Source organism: Micromonospora sp. NPDC005163 (assembly GCF_053599835.1).
On record NZ_JBSFYP010000106.1, the window covers coordinates 1 to 15152 of the forward strand.

The 15152-nt window shown below is 74.3% G+C and carries 17 protein-coding genes; 7 read left to right on the plus strand and 10 right to left on the minus strand.

The features are described from left to right. Positions 1 to 85: 85 nt before the first annotated feature. Positions 86 to 571: a hypothetical protein gene (locus ACWD6N_RS35620; protein WP_089021271.1), complete on the minus strand. Its 486-nt coding sequence runs from the start codon at positions 569 to 571 to the stop codon at positions 86 to 88. 345 nt (positions 572 to 916) lie between these two features. Here ACWD6N_RS35620 and ACWD6N_RS35625 point away from each other — a divergent pair, with 345 nt between their 5' ends. The 3 genes from ACWD6N_RS35625 to rnhA all read left to right on the plus strand — a co-directional run bounded on the left by ACWD6N_RS35625 (position 917) and on the right by rnhA (position 4175). Continuing rightward, positions 917 to 2188 (plus strand): MFS transporter, encoded by a 1272-nt coding sequence (locus tag ACWD6N_RS35625; RefSeq protein WP_387327886.1) that lies wholly within the window; start codon positions 917 to 919, stop codon positions 2186 to 2188. 60 nt (positions 2189 to 2248) lie between these two features. Continuing rightward, positions 2249 to 3541 carry a lycopene cyclase family protein gene (locus ACWD6N_RS35630; RefSeq protein ID WP_387327888.1) on the plus strand — a complete coding sequence of 431 codons (1293 nt, stop codon included), beginning with the start codon at positions 2249 to 2251 and terminating at the stop codon, positions 3539 to 3541. A 157-nt stretch (positions 3542 to 3698) separates the two neighbouring features. After that, entirely contained in the window at positions 3699 to 4175 is a 477-nt protein-coding gene (rnhA, locus tag ACWD6N_RS35635; protein ID WP_354966613.1) for a ribonuclease HI, read from the plus strand. Positions 4176 to 4193: 18 nt separating this feature from the next. Here rnhA and ACWD6N_RS35640 read toward each other — a convergent pair whose 3' ends face one another. The 5 genes from ACWD6N_RS35640 to ACWD6N_RS35660 form a co-directional block, all read right to left on the minus strand. Further along, a complete protein-coding gene (locus ACWD6N_RS35640; protein ID WP_354966612.1) occupies positions 4194 to 4430 on the minus strand; it encodes a preprotein translocase YidC in 237 nt (78 codons plus the stop codon). 39 nt (positions 4431 to 4469) lie between these two features. Continuing rightward, positions 4470 to 4676 carry a hypothetical protein gene (locus tag ACWD6N_RS35645; RefSeq protein ID WP_387327891.1) on the minus strand — a complete coding sequence of 69 codons (207 nt, stop codon included), beginning with the start codon at positions 4674 to 4676 and terminating at the stop codon, positions 4470 to 4472. 19 nt (positions 4677 to 4695) lie between these two features. Further along, entirely contained in the window at positions 4696 to 5592 is an 897-nt protein-coding gene (locus ACWD6N_RS35650) for a pentapeptide repeat-containing protein (protein WP_354966610.1), read from the minus strand. A 74-nt stretch (positions 5593 to 5666) separates the two neighbouring features. Further along, complete coding sequence (locus ACWD6N_RS35655) at positions 5667 to 6767, minus strand: DUF5919 domain-containing protein (protein ID WP_354966609.1); 1101 nt, start codon at positions 6765 to 6767, stop codon at positions 5667 to 5669. Between the two features lie 123 nt (positions 6768 to 6890). Then, positions 6891 to 7697 (minus strand): SDR family oxidoreductase, encoded by an 807-nt coding sequence (locus ACWD6N_RS35660; RefSeq protein WP_387327895.1) that lies wholly within the window; start codon positions 7695 to 7697, stop codon positions 6891 to 6893. 72 nt (positions 7698 to 7769) lie between these two features. Between ACWD6N_RS35660 and ACWD6N_RS35665 the strand changes: the two genes are divergently transcribed. Next, positions 7770 to 9188, plus strand: a complete 1419-nt coding sequence (locus ACWD6N_RS35665; protein ID WP_354966607.1) for an RtcB family protein — start codon at positions 7770 to 7772, stop codon at positions 9186 to 9188. Positions 9189 to 9227: 39 nt separating this feature from the next. Here the strand turns inward: ACWD6N_RS35665 and ACWD6N_RS35670 are convergent, their stop codons facing one another. Beyond that, positions 9228 to 9656, minus strand: a complete 429-nt coding sequence (locus ACWD6N_RS35670; RefSeq protein WP_354966606.1) for an archease — start codon at positions 9654 to 9656, stop codon at positions 9228 to 9230. A gap of 95 nt (positions 9657 to 9751) precedes the next feature. On the opposite strand from ACWD6N_RS35670, the gene ACWD6N_RS35675 reads away from it, so the two are divergent. Next, positions 9752 to 10354 carry an MBL fold metallo-hydrolase gene (locus tag ACWD6N_RS35675; RefSeq protein ID WP_354966605.1) on the plus strand — a complete coding sequence of 201 codons (603 nt, stop codon included), beginning with the start codon at positions 9752 to 9754 and terminating at the stop codon, positions 10352 to 10354. On the opposite strand, the gene ACWD6N_RS35680 is transcribed toward ACWD6N_RS35675, so the two are convergent. Further along, positions 10321 to 11067 (minus strand): B3/B4 domain-containing protein, encoded by a 747-nt coding sequence (locus ACWD6N_RS35680; protein ID WP_387327899.1) that lies wholly within the window; start codon positions 11065 to 11067, stop codon positions 10321 to 10323. The genes ACWD6N_RS35675 and ACWD6N_RS35680 overlap by 34 nt on opposite strands. Positions 11068 to 11074: 7 nt before the next feature. Then, positions 11075 to 11686: a LysE family translocator gene (locus ACWD6N_RS35685; RefSeq protein WP_450006438.1), complete on the minus strand. Its 612-nt coding sequence runs from the start codon at positions 11684 to 11686 to the stop codon at positions 11075 to 11077. A gap of 62 nt (positions 11687 to 11748) precedes the next feature. Here ACWD6N_RS35685 and pdxR point away from each other — a divergent pair, with 62 nt between their 5' ends. Continuing rightward, on the plus strand, positions 11749 to 13221 hold the full coding sequence (gene pdxR / locus ACWD6N_RS35690) for a MocR-like pyridoxine biosynthesis transcription factor PdxR (protein ID WP_387327904.1): 1473 nt from the start codon (positions 11749 to 11751) through the stop codon (positions 13219 to 13221). 132 nt (positions 13222 to 13353) lie between these two features. Beyond that, the gene (locus tag ACWD6N_RS35695; protein WP_387327907.1) at positions 13354 to 14385 is read left to right on the plus strand and encodes an extracellular catalytic domain type 2 short-chain-length polyhydroxyalkanoate depolymerase; all 1032 of its coding nucleotides are present in this window, start codon (positions 13354 to 13356) and stop codon (positions 14383 to 14385) included. Positions 14386 to 14417: 32 nt separating this feature from the next. Here ACWD6N_RS35695 and ACWD6N_RS35700 read toward each other — a convergent pair. Continuing rightward, positions 14418 to 15152: DUF6297 family protein (locus ACWD6N_RS35700; protein WP_450006440.1), on the minus strand; the 735-nt coding region annotated here is incomplete at its 5' end.

Sequence of the window (15152 nt, forward strand, 5' to 3'; positions counted from 1 at the left end):
CCGACCTCCGTACGGGATCGTCGGGGTGCCCGCGCCGGTGACACCGGTGCGGGCACCCGTCCTCAGGGATGGAGCGGGTCGCCGATCAGGCGACGGCGGACACCGGACGGCGCCGGCGGAACAGGATCACCGCGCCGGCGAGGGCGGTGCCGAGCAGCGTGCCGCCGGCGGCGAGGGCACCGTTGTCGCGGTTGCCGCCGCCGGATCCGGCGGGCGCGCCGCCGATCGGGGTCACGGTGAACGTGGCGCTGCCGGCCGAGCTGCCGTCGCCGCAGGTGGCCGCCACGGTGTACGTACCGAGGGTGAACCCGGCGGTGAAGAGTTCGGCGCTGAGCCCGCCGCCGGCCGCGGCGGTGGTGGATCGGACGTTCTGGTCGCGGTTGGGGCCGGTGACGCGGAAGATGGCGTCGCCCGATTTCGGGTTGCAGGTCGTCGCGGTGAGCACGACGGTCCCACCGACCGGGGTGGTGGCTGGTGACACGGTGGTGTCGGCCAGTGCGGCGCCCGGCAGCAGGAGCGTGCCGAGGCCCACGCCGAGCGCTGCCGAACAGAGTGCTGTTGAGACCTTCATACGCGTCTTCCCTCACTTTTCGTCCGCTGACTGCGTGGGACGTCGTTCGGGTGGCCAACTCCGTGACTAGCACCGGTGTGCCCAACACTAGGTGCGTTGGGACCTCGATCCGGTGAAAATGAGAAATCCTCGTTGCCGTCACGTGTCCACCCGAAGGCGGGGAGAGCTGCGGAAAGGCCCGCACGGCCGGACCGGCACCGCTGATCCGGTCGATGTCCGTCCGGCCGGGCTGTCACGGGTGGGCCGATGGCGAGGTATTGCCGGCGACGGCGGTAATGCACCACCCGGCCGGCGGCCCAGCCGGCCCGCTCCGCCGGGGCCGGCTCGCTGGTAGGTTCCGTGCCCGTGACACGGGACAGGGACGCCGGACTCGGCACGCGGTTCGCCCGGCTGTGGGCGGCCAGCACCCTCTCCGCCCTGGGCAGCGGCCTGGCCACCGTCGCCGCGCCGCTCTTCGTCGCCTCGCGGACGACCGACCCGCTCGTGGTGGCTGCGGCGTCCGCCGTGGCCTGGCTGCCCTGGTTGCTCTTCGCGCTGCCCGGCGGGGTGCTGGTGGACCGGATGGACCGGCGCCGCCTGATGATCGTCATCGACCTGGTGCGAGTGGTAGCGCTGGCCGTGCTGGCCGCGGCGATCATGACCGGTACAGCCGGCGTGGCGCTGCTGTACGTGGTGCTGTTCGTCGTCAACACCGGCGAGATCGTGTTCCGTGCGGCCGGCCAGGCCGTGCTGCCGAGCGTGGTGCCCCGGCACCGCCTGGAGCGGGCCAACGGCTGGCTCGGCGGCGGCACCACCCTCATGCACGGCATGCTCGCCGGACCGCTGGGCGGTCTCCTGTTCGTGCTCGCGGCGAGCAGCCCGTTCCTGGTCAACGCCGTCACGTACGCCCTCAGCGCGGTGCTGGTGGCGCTCATCGGAGGCGATTTCCGGGCCGCCGCCACCGACGTGAGCGCACGCCGTACCCGCTCGATGCGGGGGGAGATCGTCGAAGGGCTGCGCTGGCTGGCCCATCAGCGGCTGCTCCGGACGATGGCCGTGCTGATCGGCCTGCTCAACGTGACCCTGACCGCCGCGCTGGCGGTGCTGGTGCTGCTCGCCGACGAGCGACTGCGGCTCGGGTCCGTCGGCTACGGGCTGCTGTTCACCTGCATGGCCTTCGGCGGGGTGCTCGGCGCGCTCCTCGGCGATCGGCTCATCGCCTGGTCCGGCGCCACCTGGACGATCCGGATCGGCCTGCTGATCGAGGCGGGGCTGCACCTGGCGCTGGCGGGCTCCCGCAGCACGGTCGTGGTCGGCTTCGCGCTCTTCGCCTTCGGCGTACACAGCGCACTGTGGAACATCGTGGCGAACTCGCTGCGCCAACGGCTCACCCCGCCGGAGTTGCAGGGCCGGGTGGCCAGCACCACGCTCTTCGTGGCGGCGGGTGGCAACTGCGTGGGCGCCCTGCTCGGTGGTCTGCTCGCCGCCCGGTTCGGCATCACCGCGCCGTACTGGGTCGGCCTGGCGGTGGCGATCGGCGTCTCCGCCGCCACCTGGCGGGTCTTCACCCGCGCGACGGTGGCCCGCGCCTACGCCGACCCGCCCCCGGCCGTACCCGATCCCGCCCGGGTGGGCTGAGGACGCGCCGCGTCGGTGGCGGCGGGTGGTGGGGCAGAGCGGTGTGGCAGCGTGGGGCGGGTGACCGGATCCGCGCCGCTGGACGTCGACCTCGCGCTGCTCGGCGGCGGCGGCGCCGCGTCGCTGCTGCTCGCCGCGCTGGACCGGCACGGCGTCCGCGACCTGCGGATCGCGGTCGTCGACCCGGTGCGCCGGCGCGGCCAGGACCGCACCTGGGCGTTCTGGGGCCACCCGGACGATGACCTGGACCCGCTGCTCAGCGCGAGCTGGCAGCAGGTCGAGGTGGTCACGCCGGCGCGGCGTCGGGTGCTCGACCTGGCCCCGCTGCGGTACGCCATGCTCCGCTCCGGCCCGGTCTACGACCGGGCTGCCGAGGCCGAGCGCCGCCTCGGCGCCACCCGGATCGTCGCGCCCGCCGGGACGGTCGTCGACGACGGCACCCGGGTGGTGGTGCGCACCGGCGGCGGGCCCACCGTACGGGCCGGCTGGGTGCTCGACTCCCGTCCCCGCCCACCGGCTCGACCTGGGCGCACCACCTGGTTGCAGCACTTCCGGGGGTGGTGGCTCGAAGCCGACCGGCCGGTGTTCGACCCGGCGCGGGCGGTGCTGATGGACTTCCGCACCCCGCAGCCAACCCGGGGCGTCTCGTTCGGGTACGTGCTCCCGGTGAGCGACCGCTACGCCCTGGTCGAGTACACCGAGTTCTCGCCGGCCCTGCTCACCGGTTCCGGGTACGACACGGCGCTGGCCGGCTACCGGGACCTGCTCGGGCTCGATCCGGCCGGGCTGCGGGTGCGTGAGGTGGAGAACGGGGTGATCCCGATGACCGACGCGCCGTTCCCGGCCCGGCCCTCACCCCGGGTGGTGCGCCTCGGCACGGCCGGCGGCGCGACCCGCCCCTCCACCGGCTTCACGTTCTCCGCGATGTACCGCCAGGCCGACCAGGTGGCCCGTGCCCTCGCAGCCGGGCGGCCGCCGGTGCCCGCGCCGGCGTACCCCCGCCGGCACCGCTGGATGGACGCGGTCGCGCTGCGCGCGCTGGACCGGGGCGGGGTCGGTGGCCCGGACTTCTTCGACCGGCTCTTCGACCGCAACCCGGCCGAGCGGGTGCTGCGCTTCCTCGACGGCGTGACCACCCCCGCCGAGGAGGTCGCCGTGATGAACTCCACCCGGCTGCTGCCGATGATCGCGGCCACCGCCGGCGACGCGGCGGACCGCGTCCGCGACCGGCTGCGCCCGACCCGACCCGCCCCGGCCATCCCGGCGGCCGTGGTGGGCGTCCCGCCCGCCGGCGGAGCCGGCGATGCCGGGCCGGATGGCGCCGGCTCGGAGCCCGGCGCGCCGCCCCGCTGACCGGGCGGATCAGCGCTCGGCGTCCCAGTTCCCGCCCATGGTGATCGACTCTGGCAGACCGGGCCGGGGCGACGCGCGGGATTTTCGACCGGCGACACCCGGCGTGGCGGCCACCCGAGCGCGGGTCGCGGCGTCGCAGCCCGGTAGGTTGCTCGCCATGGTGGACGCGGCGGCCGGCAGAGGTGTGCAGATCTGGACCGACGGGGCGTGCAGCGGAAACCCCGGACCGGGCGGCTGGGGCGCCCTGCTGCGCTACGGCGACCACGAGCGGGAGCTGTGCGGCGGCGAGGCCAGTCCGACCACCAACAACCGGATGGAGCTGATGGCGGCCATCCAGGCTTTGGAGAGCCTGAACCGGCCGGTAACCGTCGAGCTGCACACCGACAGCACGTACGTGCGCAACGGCATCACCAGCTGGCTGGCGTCCTGGAAGCGCAACGGCTGGCTGACCGCCGCGAAGCAGCCGGTGAAGAACGCCGACCTGTGGCAGCGGCTGGAGGCCGCCTGCGAGCGGCACCAGGTCACCTGGCTGTGGGTCAAGGGGCACAACGGTCACCCGGAGAACGAGCGGGCCGACGGGCTGGCCAACAAGGGCATGACCGAGGCGCGGGCGGCCGCGCTGGCCAGCCGCTGACTCCGCGCTGAGCCCGCGTCAGCGGGTCGCGTCCGGGTGCCCGGGCATGCTGGACCCACCGCCGCTGCTGCCGGAGGAGCCCCCGGCGACACCCGAGTTGTCGTCCTCGGTCACGATGTCCGGCCGTACGTCGGTGCCGTCCGGCGGCGGGACCTCGGTGTCCGCCTCGACCTGCACCAACCGGGCCTGGCCGGCCTCGTCCTCGCTGTGCTGCGGGTCGCTCGGCAGCTCACCGTCGCGCTTTCGGAAACCCACGCCGTGCCCCCCGTCGGTGCCGTTCCGCGTCGGCGGTGGCTACCCGGCGTCGTCGCCGACGAAACCTCGCCCGCTGGCGCTGACCGCCGGTGTGATCGTCTCGGCCGGCGGCGGGGCGGACGGCAGCCGCAGCGTCCCGCGGCGGCTGACCGCCACGACCAGGGCCAGCGCCAGCGCGCCGCTGCCCGCAGTGCCCGGTCCACGCTGGCTTCCGCGAGTTGACCGGAGGCTGACCGCGACGCGCACCCGATCGGGCTGGCGTCGCCTATCGGCGCCGGCCGCGGCGGGCGGGCGCCGCGGCCTGGTGCGGTCGGCGGACCGGCGTCAGCGACAGCGCCGTCCAGTGCGCCGGCCGGGTGAGCGTCGCCGGCAGCCCGGTGCGCGCGTCACCGCGAGCGGCGTCCAGCTGGGCCTGGTGCAGGAAGAGGGTGGCCCGCAGGTCCGCGCCGCGTAGGTCGGCGCCGCGCAGGTCGGCGCCCGTGACGTCGGCCAGGCCCAGGTCGACACCGCGCAGGTCGGCGCCGATCAGCAACGCCCCGCGCAGGTTGGCCCGGCGCAGGTCCATTCCGCGCAGATCCGCCCCCAGCAGCTGCGCGCCACGGCGGTCGAGGCCTGGGGCGCCGCCCCGGGATCGGGCCGCTTCCCCGGCCCGCGAGAGCAACGGGTTGACCCGGTCTCGGTGCGCGGCCACATCCACCGCGCGCAGCTGCGCCGGCTCGCCCCCGATGAGCGCCGACATCTCGGCGCGGGCGCGCTCCAGCTCGACGCGCAGCTCGGCCGGCGGGCGCAGCGCCAACGCCTCGGTCAGGTACCAGAGCAGCTCGTGCAGCGGACGCAGCACGGTGAACGCCGCAGCCATCTCCGGCAGCATCTGCGGCGCGTCCCGCCAGTCCCGCCCACCGAAGGTCACCTGGGCGACCTGCTGGCCGGCGCCGAAGCAGTCGAACACCGTGCAGCCGGGAAACCCGCGCTCCCGCAGCTCGGTGTGGATGCCGCAGCGGTGGTCGGGACGCAGGTTGGCGCAGGGTTGACCGGCCGGCTTGTCGACGGCGAAATCCGCCGAGGCGGCGAAGGCGGGCACCACGCAGCACAGCCCGAAGCAGCGCCCACAGTCGGCGCGCAGCTGCGTCGGCCCGGGCGGGGGAGCGGGGCTGGGCGACACGCGGACGGTCCTCCTGGCGATCGGGCACGGCAGCCACCATTGTCCCGCGCGCCGTCCCGACCGGCCGGGTGGGGTCACCGTCCGTGCGTGTCACCGGTCGCCGCGGAGCGGGGCGCGGGGGTGCGCGGACCGGCCGGCTGCTGCGGCGCCAACCGGCGGATCGCCCGCTCCCCGTTGCCGGGCCCGTACTTCTGGTCGAACTGCCGGACCACGGTGGCGACCGGCGTACGGTCTCCGTCGGCTGGCTCGGCCAGGGTGAACACCTCCGGCGCCGCCCCGGGTGCCCGTGGCGGCAGCGCGGCCCGCACGGTCAGCGGCCGGGCCAACCGGAACGCGTGGCAGTCGACGTAGTGCTGCCCGTCCACCGTCACGTAGGGCACCTGCACCTCGACCACGTCCGAGTCGTCGTGGCGCAGAGTGACCGTCACCGACCAGTACCGCTCCAAATCCAAGGTCGCCTGCTCGTGCTCCCACAGCTCCTCGAACCGGGCGTGCACGAATCCGCCCCACGGGCTGTCCATGTCCACCTCGAGCTGGGGCACGTTGAACGACAGCTTCCCGATCGGGAAGAACGAGATCAGCGCGCGACCGTCCCACTGGTAGAGCTGGATCGACGGGGAGGCGTCGTAGAGCCGGACCTGTAACCGGTGCCGCAGCCGGGGCTCGAGGGCGTCCGAGAAGGCGGCCAGGTGGCGCAGGTTGGTGCGGATCTGCCGCGGCACGTTCACCCGCTGCCGCTCCAGTTCCTCGGAGCGCTGCTGGGCGGCGGTGCAGTCCGGGTCGAGCAGGAGCAGCTGCACCTGGGAGCCGTTGGCCAGCGCCGCGCGTACCGCCGCCAGGGTCTCCTCCCGGTGCCGCTGCTCCAGCAGGATGGTCCAGGTGTCGAGGATCCGTACCCGGCGGCCGGCGCGGTGCAGCCGCGCCACGAAGGCCTGCTGGTCGAAGCTCAGGTGCTCCTGCACCCGCGCCTTGCGGGCCTCCTCGAACAGCGGATCGAAGATGACGTAGGAGATGGCCGCGAGCACCACGCTGGCGCCCAGGTTGAGCAGCAGGTCGCTGAGGAAGCCGGTGCTGCGCCAGGCGGCCAGCAGCATCAGGGCGGCGATCCCGAGCAGCGCCCCACCGACCACGAAGGCGCGTCGTTGCCGGCCGCCCCGGCCAGCCCACTCGGGCATCCGGTCCCCCTCCGTCGTCGACCGGCTTCACCGCCGCCGCTGATCACCGGAAGGGGGAAGGATACGTGCCCGGTTTGCCGCTCGCTGTCCCGTTCGCGACCGGCGGTGTTTTCCGCTGGGGGGTCAGACCGAGCGCCAGTCGTTCGACGTCAGGCTGTTGGCCTGCGGGCCCATCAGCAGCATGCCCCCGTCGACCGGCCAGGACGCCCCGGTGACGTAGCTGGCGGCGGGGGAAGCGAGCAGTGCGACCACGGCGGCGACCTCCCGGGCGTCGCCCGGCCGCCCCACCGGTACGCCGGGCCGCTCCTGGGTGAACGGGTCGATGTCCTCCTGACCGGTCATCGGCGTGGCGATCTCGCCCGGGGCGACCGCGTTGACGGTGATCCCGTCGGCGGCCAACTCCTGTGCCATCACCCCGGTCAACAGCCCCAGCCCACCCTTGGCGGCACAGTACGCGGCAGAGCCGACCCGGGGCGCGTGCTCGTGCACGCTGGTGATGTTGATGATCCGCCCGCCGTTCCCGGCGGCCCGCATCCGCCGGGCGGCGCGCTGCGCGCACAGGAAGGGCGCCTCCAGGTCGACCGACAGCACCTCCCGCCACTGTTCCCAGGAGGTGTCGACGAACGGGGTCGACGCGCCGGTGCCCGCGTTGTTGACCAGAACCCCGATGCCGCCCAGCCGGTCGGCCAGCTCGTCCACGACCGCCGCGGCCTCCGGCAGCCGGGTCAGGTCGACCTCGGCGACCTCGCAGCGCCGCCCGGTGGCCCGGACCTCGGTGGCGGTCCGCTCGGCGCCGTCGGGGTCGCCGTACCAGGTGATACCGATCTCGAAGCCGGCCTCGGCCAGGGCGACCGCGCAGGCCTTGCCGATGCCGGAGTCCGCGCCGGTGACGACCGCGATTCTCGGGTAGTTCTCGTACCGCTGGGGCATGCTCCCGCACTACCCGGACCGGACGGGCGCCAACCGGGTGTACGAGTGCGCGTGGCGGGTAGCCGTCCGGGCATGGAGCTGGTCCAGGAGTCGCCGTACCGGTTCCGGATCGACCGCGAGGCGCCGATGCGGGTGCCCGGGGTCGTGTTCGCCATGCCGGAACTGCTGCCCGACGTCGGTGCCGACCGGTCGCTGGACCAGGTGGCGAACGTGGCCACCCTGCCTGGCATTGTCGACGCGTCGTACGCCATGCCGGACGTGCACTGGGGTTACGGCTTCCCGATCGGTGGCGTCGCGGCCACCGACGTCGCCGCGGGCGGTGTGGTCTCGCCCGGCGGGGTGGGTTTCGACATCTCCTGCGGGGTCCGGCTGCTCACCGCCGAGCTGGACCGGGCGGAGCTACCCCGGATCATCGACGCGCTGATGAACGGTCTGGACCCGGCCATTCCGCGTGGCATGGGCCGGGGCTCGGTCTGGCAGCTCGCGGACCGCGCCGAGCTGGACGCGGTGCTGCGCGGTGGCTCCCGGTACGCCGTCGAGCAGGGGCACGGGGTGCCCCGGGACCTGGCCCGCTGTGAGGACGGCGGCGCGGTGACCGACGCCGATCCGGCGCAGGTCGGCGAGCGGGCCGTGCAGCGCGGGCAGGGCCAGGTCGGCAGCCTCGGCTCCGGCAACCACTTCCTTGAGGTGCAGGCCGTCGAGGAGGTGTACGACGAGCCGGTCGCCGCGGCGTTCGGGCTGCGCCAGGGGCAGGTCTGCGTGATGATCCACTGTGGCTCGCGCGGGCTGGGCCACCAGATCTGCACCGACTACGTACGGATCATGGAGGGGGTGATGCCCCGGCACGGCATCGAGGTGCCGGACCGGCAGCTGGCCTGCGCGCCGGTCGATTCGCCGGAGGGACGGGCCTACCTGGGCGCGATGGCCGCAGCGGCGAACTACGCGCGGGCCAACCGGCAACTGCTCACCGAGGCGGCCCGCCGGGTCTTCAGCCGGGTCGCCGGGACCGACCTGGACCTGGTCTACGACGTGTCGCACAACCTCGCCAAGATCGAGGATCACGAGCGGGACGGCGGCACCCGGCAGCTCTGCGTGCACCGCAAGGGCGCCACCCGCGCGCTGCCGCCCGGCCACCCGGACCTCCCTGCCGACCTGCGCGACGCGGGACAGCCGGTGCTGATTCCCGGCTCGATGGGCACCTCGTCGTACGTGCTCACCGGCGTCGCCGGCAACCCGGCCTTCGCGTCCACCTGTCACGGCGCCGGCCGTACCCGCAGCCGTGGCGAGGCCACCCGCGCCGCCCGGGGCCAGGACGTGCGGCGCGACCTGGCGGCGCGGGGCGTGGCCGTACGCGGCGCGTCCTGGAAGGGGCTGGCCGAGGAGATGCCGGAGGCGTACAAGGACGTGTCGGCGGTGGTGGAAGCGGCCCGGGGCGCGGGCCTGTGCCGGCTTGTCGCCCGGCTCACGCCGCTCGGCGTGGTCAAGGGCTGACCGGGCCGGGCTGACCCGCGGCTGCGCGCCCGCCGACGCTCACACGTCCAGGGTCACCGCGCACGACCAGCCGGCGTCGTCCGGGCCGACGCGCAGCGCGTGCAGCGACACCGCCTTCGGCACCGCGCCGACCAGCTCCACCGCGTCGGTGCTGGTCGACCGCCAGCGGGCCAGCAGGCCACCGGCCCCGGTCGACCGCACGTCGCAGTCCAGCGGCAGGGTGCCCTCGGTGTCCAGCCGGAAGATCACCTCGTCCAGCAGGCCGACCAGCAGGTCCTCATCGTCACCGGGCGGCAGCTCGAACTCGGTGTCCGCCTCCGCCCGGGCGCCGCTGATGTCCGCGAACGTCTCGACCAGCGCGGCGACCGCCTCGGCCAGGCACCCCTCCCGGTCCGGCGCCCACGCCTCGATCCGTACGTCGGCGGTGTGCGGGACGCTCCGGTGCCCCCGCTGCGTCGAGCGCTGCATGCCTCCGATCATGCCGGCCCGTCGACACGTCCGCCCCAGATCCGCCCCGGTCCCATGGGACCGTGACCTACCGGCCGGCGGCGTACCGTCGTCGGATGCGGATCACCCGGTTCACCCACTCCTGCGTCCGGATCGAGCACGACGGCGGCGTGTTGGTCGTCGACCCCGGCACGTGGAGCGAACCGCGCGCCCTGGTCGGCGCGGACGCCGTCCTGGTCACCCACGAGCACACCGACCACGTGGACGTGCTGCGGCTGGCCGGCCTGGGCGTCCCGGTCTACGCCCCGGAGGGCGCACAACTGCCCGACCTCGCCCCGCTGCCGGTCACCCGGGTCCACGCCGGGCAACGCTTCACCGCGGCCGGCATTCCGGTCACCGCCCACGGCGGCCGGCACGCCGCGATCCACGACGGTCAACCGGACTGTCCCAACCTCGGCTACCTGATCGGCGACGGGCTCTACCACCCGGGCGACTCGGTGCACGTGCCGGACGAGCCGGTCCGCACGCTGCTGGTTCCGGCGCAGGGGTCCTGGCTGCGGCTCGACGAGGCGATCCGGTTCGCCCGGGAGGTGGGCGCCGAACGGGCGTACCCGATCCACGACGCGCAGCTCAACGAGCGCGGCCTGGCCAGCGTCGCCGGCTGGTTCGCCGAGACGATCCCCGGCTACCGCCACCTCGTCCCCGGCGACACCGCCTGACCTGCCGCTTTACCGGCGGCCGTCGTGTCGAACCGGGGTGCGGCGCCGGTGAGCACGGAGGCACCCGTCGGTGCCGACCACCCCTCGGTCAGTTCCGCCACCAGTGCGGCGACCAACCGGGTCACGTCCGCCTCGGCGTCGGGGTGCAACGCCTCGGCGACGATCAGCACCGACGAGGTGCCCTCCCGCACGGCCGACCAGCCGCTCTGCCGGTTCGTCCAGCGCCGGGCGTGCGCCCGACCGGCGGCGTCCACGAAGGTCACCTCGCCCGGGTCGGGGTGCTCGGTCTCGCCGGCGAAGCTCAGGTACTCCTCGTCGCCGTGGGCGGGGCGGACCACCAGATCGCCGTCGACCCGGTCCAGGTCGAGCACCGCGACCGGGATCGCGTACGCGGTCGAGACGGCGTTGCAGAGGTCGACCAGGGGGTGCAGCCGGGGCAGGTCGCCGTCCAGCCGCAACCGGCGCAGCAGCGCCTCCGCCGCGCACCGGTACCGGGTGGGGCGCAGCCCCATCGCGGCGTACGCCCGCCGCCACGCCTGGATCTCCGGGAACCCGCTCTCGGCGCCGCCGGCCAACCGTTCACGGGCGACGGCGGTGTACGCGGCGGTCCGCTGTGCCACATCCGCCGTGGGGGTGATGCCGGTGGCCAGGACCACGCCGGCCACCAGGTCCGGGTACGCGGCGCGGAGCGGCGCGGAATGCTGGAACTGCACGGGACTCCTATCGTTCGGTGAGAGCGAGCGTCACGCCGAGCGCGACGAACGTGCCGGCGACCGACCGGCGCAACCAGTCGGTGACCCTCGGCCGGGTGAGCACCCGGTCGCGCAGCCGGGCCGCGAAGATGCCGTAGCCGCTGAACACCACGAAGGTGAGCAGCATGAACACGGCCCCGCACGCGAGCATCGACCGTGTCGAGCCTGGCGCGGTGGTGTCCACGAACTGCGGCAGGAACGCGACGAAGAACAGCGTCGGCTTCGGGTTGAGCAGGTTGACCAGCACCCCGGAGACGATCACCCGGGCAGCCGAGCGGGGTGGCGTACCGGGAGTCGCCGCGAAGGCGGTGCGGTCCCGCACGGTCGACCAGGCCAGGTAGAGCAGGTACCCGACGCCGAGGTACCGGACCACCTCGAACGCCGCCGCGCTCGCCTGCAGCAGCGCGGCGAGCCCGGTCATCGCCGCTAGCAGGTGCGGCACCACCCCCAGCGTGCAGGCGAAGGCGGCCAGCACGCCGGCCCGGGCGCCCCGGGACAGCCCGGCGGAGAGGGTGAAGAACACCCCGGTGCCCGGAGTGATCACCACGATCAGCGTGGTGATCAGGAACGGGATCGTCACGGCGTCCTCCGGTGGGCTCGGCGGGGCTGTCTGAACTCCCACTCTGCTGCCAGGATGGTCCGGTGAGCAGGGCCAAACCGAGAGCACCCGACAGGTCCATAACGGCCGGGTCGGACTTCCTGCACCTGACCATCACCGACGCTCCGCCCGGCGGACGGGCCGACTGGCTGGCCGGCCGGCTGCGCCAGGCCATCGCCGACGGGCGGGTGCCGGTCGGCGGGCGGCTCCCCGCCACCCGGGTGCTCGCCGCCGACCTCGGCGTCTCCCGGGGCGTGGTCACTGAGGCGTACCAGCGGCTCACCGAGGAGGGGCACGTCACCGGTCGAGGCCGTGCCGGGACGGTGGTCGTCGCCGCCCCGGCCGCGCCCGCCACGTCGGCACCCGCCCCGGCCGCCGCGCCAGCGCCGGACGCGCTCTTCCCGCCCGCTCCGGGCAGCGACATCTTCGACGCGGTACGCGCGGCGAGCGCCACGATCGACCTGACGCCCGGCGTACCCGATCTGGCCGCCTTTCCCCGCGCGGACTGGCTGCGCGCCGAACGTGTCGTGCTGCGCGATCTCGCCGCGGCCGACCTGGGCTACGGCGACCCGTGCGGCGCGCCCGCGCTGCGCCGGGCCGTGGCCACCTGGCTCGCCCGCAGCCGGGGCATCGCCGTCGACCCCGTCGAGGTGATCATCGTGGCGGGCGTGTCCCAGGCGCTCGGGCTGCTCGCCCAGGCGCTCGGCATCGACCGGGTCGCGGTCGAGGACCCCGGGTCGTTGGGCGTACGCCAGCACCTGAACAACTGGGGGATCCATACCCCGCCGATCGCGGTGGACGGCGCCGGGCTGCGCGTCGACGAGTTGGCCGCCAGCGGCGTGCCCGCGGTGATGCTCACACCCGCGCACCAGTTCCCGACCGGAGTGGTGCTCGACGGCGACCGCCGCCGTCAGCTCCTCGACTGGGCCCGGTCCGGCGGTCTGATCATCGAGGACGACTACGACGCCGAGCACCGCTACGACCGGCCCCCGGTGCCGGCGCTGCGCGGCCTGCTACCCGAGCAGGTCTGCTACGCCGGCAGCGTGTCCAAACTGCTCGCCCCGGCGCTGCGGGTCGGCTGGCTGCTCGTGCCGGCCCGCCACCGGGAGGCGGTGGTGGCCGCCAAGCGCAATGCCGACCTGGGCAACGCGGTGCTGCCGCAACTGGTGCTGGCGGAGCTGATGACCTCCGGCGCGCTGGAGCGACAGCTGCGGCTGCTGCGCCGCCGACACATCCGTCGACGCGACGCGATGATCGCCGCGCTGACCCGGCACCTGCCCGGCGCGACCGTGCACGGCGCGGCGGCCGGCCTGCACCTGACGATCACACTCGACACCGGGCTGGCCGACACCGAGCTGGCGGCGGCGACACTGGCCCGCGGTGTGAAGGTGCAACCGCTGTCCTGGCACTGCCAGCGGCCGCACCGGCCCGGCCTTGTGCTCGGCTACGCCGCGAACACCGCGTCGGACATCGAGGAGGGCGTCGCGACGATCGCGTCCGTCCTCCGGCAGCTCTAGAAGCAGTGATGGGCGAGGCGGACGCAGCGGTGTCCTCGGACGTGTCGGTTGCGCTCATATCTGGTGTGGTCTACGTCACGATAGCGTCGGCGCACGCCGACGCCCCCGCCGGCGCTCGCAAGGAGAGCGTCCATGACGACACCGCTGAAAGCCGCCGCCACCCTCGCCGCCGTCCTCCTGCTGATCCTGACCACCGCGGCGCCCGCCCAGGCCGCCAACCCGGCCACCAAGCCCCCGGTCTCCGGCTCGTTGGGCACCTACAACGTCTCCGGCGTCTACGTCACGGGCGTCTCCTCCGGTGGCTACCTCGCCACGCAACTGCACGTCGCCTACTCGTCCCGGATCCGCGGCGCGGCCGTCTTCGCCGCCGGGCCGTACTACTGCGCCCAGAACAACGTCGCCCAGGCGCTCTACGGCTGCGGCGACAACCAGTACCCGACCAACCTGTCCGCCCTGCAGGCGTACACCCGGACCTGGGCGTCCTACGGCTGGGTCGACCCGGTCGGCAACCTGTCCGGTGACCCGGTGTACGTCTTCCACGGCGGCAACGACACCACCGTCAAGAAGTCCGTCACCGACGACCTGGTCCGGTACTACCAGCACTTCGGGGCCAGCGTGCAGTACGACAGCGGCTCCGCGGCCGGCCACTCCTGGGTCACCCCGTACGGGACGCGGGGCTGCACCGCGACCGCGTCGCCGTTCCTCAACGACTGCGGCGTCGACCCGCAGAACGCCCTGCTCCGCAAACTGCTCGGTGGCGTGAACGCGCCAAACACCGGCCCGCTCGGTGGCACGCTCATCCGGTTCAGCCAGAACACCTTCGCGGTCAACGGCTGGGCCAACGGTTTGAGCATGGACGCCAACGGCTTCGCGTACGTCCCGTCGTCCTGCGCGGCCGGCCAGTCGTGCCGGCTGCTGGTGGCCCTGCACGGCTGCCTCCAGGGGTACGGCTCGGTGGGCACCGCCTTCGTCGACCGGGCGAACCTGAACCAGTACGCCGACACCAACAACCTGATCGTCCTCTACCCCCAGGCGAGCACCGCCGGCACCAACCCGAACGGCTGCTGGGACTGGTGGGGCTACCTCGGCGCGACCAACTACCCGATCAAGGGCGGCGCCCAGCTGGAGACCGTCATGAACATGGTCCGGCGTCTGGACGGCTGAACGTCCTGGGTTGACCGGGCGGGTCCGCCCGGTCAACCCAGCAGCAGGCGGACCAGGACGAGCACGGCGAGCAGCGCCGGCCCGCGCGCGCCCTGGCGCAGCAGGTCGACCGGGATCATCCCGAACGGCGTGTTCGCCGTCGCCCCGCCATAGTCGATGGCCGGTCGGGTGGCGGCCCGCCAGGCGGCGGCCACCACCCCGAGTGCGAGCGTCGGCGCCAGCCACGCCGGCCCACCGTCGACGGTCGGCAGGGTCGACAGCCACCACAGGCCGGCGCCGACCGCCGGCACGACCACATGGATCCCGCGCAGCGCCGCATCACTGCCACCGAGCGCCCGACGCAACCCGGGTGACCGGCTGATCGACCGCAGGCCGCCGGTCAACCGGTCGGCGGCGAGGTAGCCGAACACCACCTGCGCGGCACCGGCCAGCCCGGGCAGGGCGAGCGCGGCCGCGTACTGGACCCCGATCAGCGCCGCCCAGATCAGCAGGGCGCTGGGGTGGCGTCCCAGCCGGCGCACGTCGGCCTGGAGCAGCGCCCACCAGGCGGGGCCGGGCAGGAACCGGCGGCTGCGTACCCGGCCGATCCGGCGCCAGCGGCGGCTCTCCACCAGGCCGGCGAGCAGGGTCGGGTCGAGCAGGATCGTGGCCGTGGCGGCGGCGTTGGCGAACTGCGCGCCGGTGGTCAGCGTGGCCCGATCCACCCGGGGCAGCGCGCGGACCGCCAGGACGGCGGCGACGACCGCGAGGGGCACCCCGACGGCGAC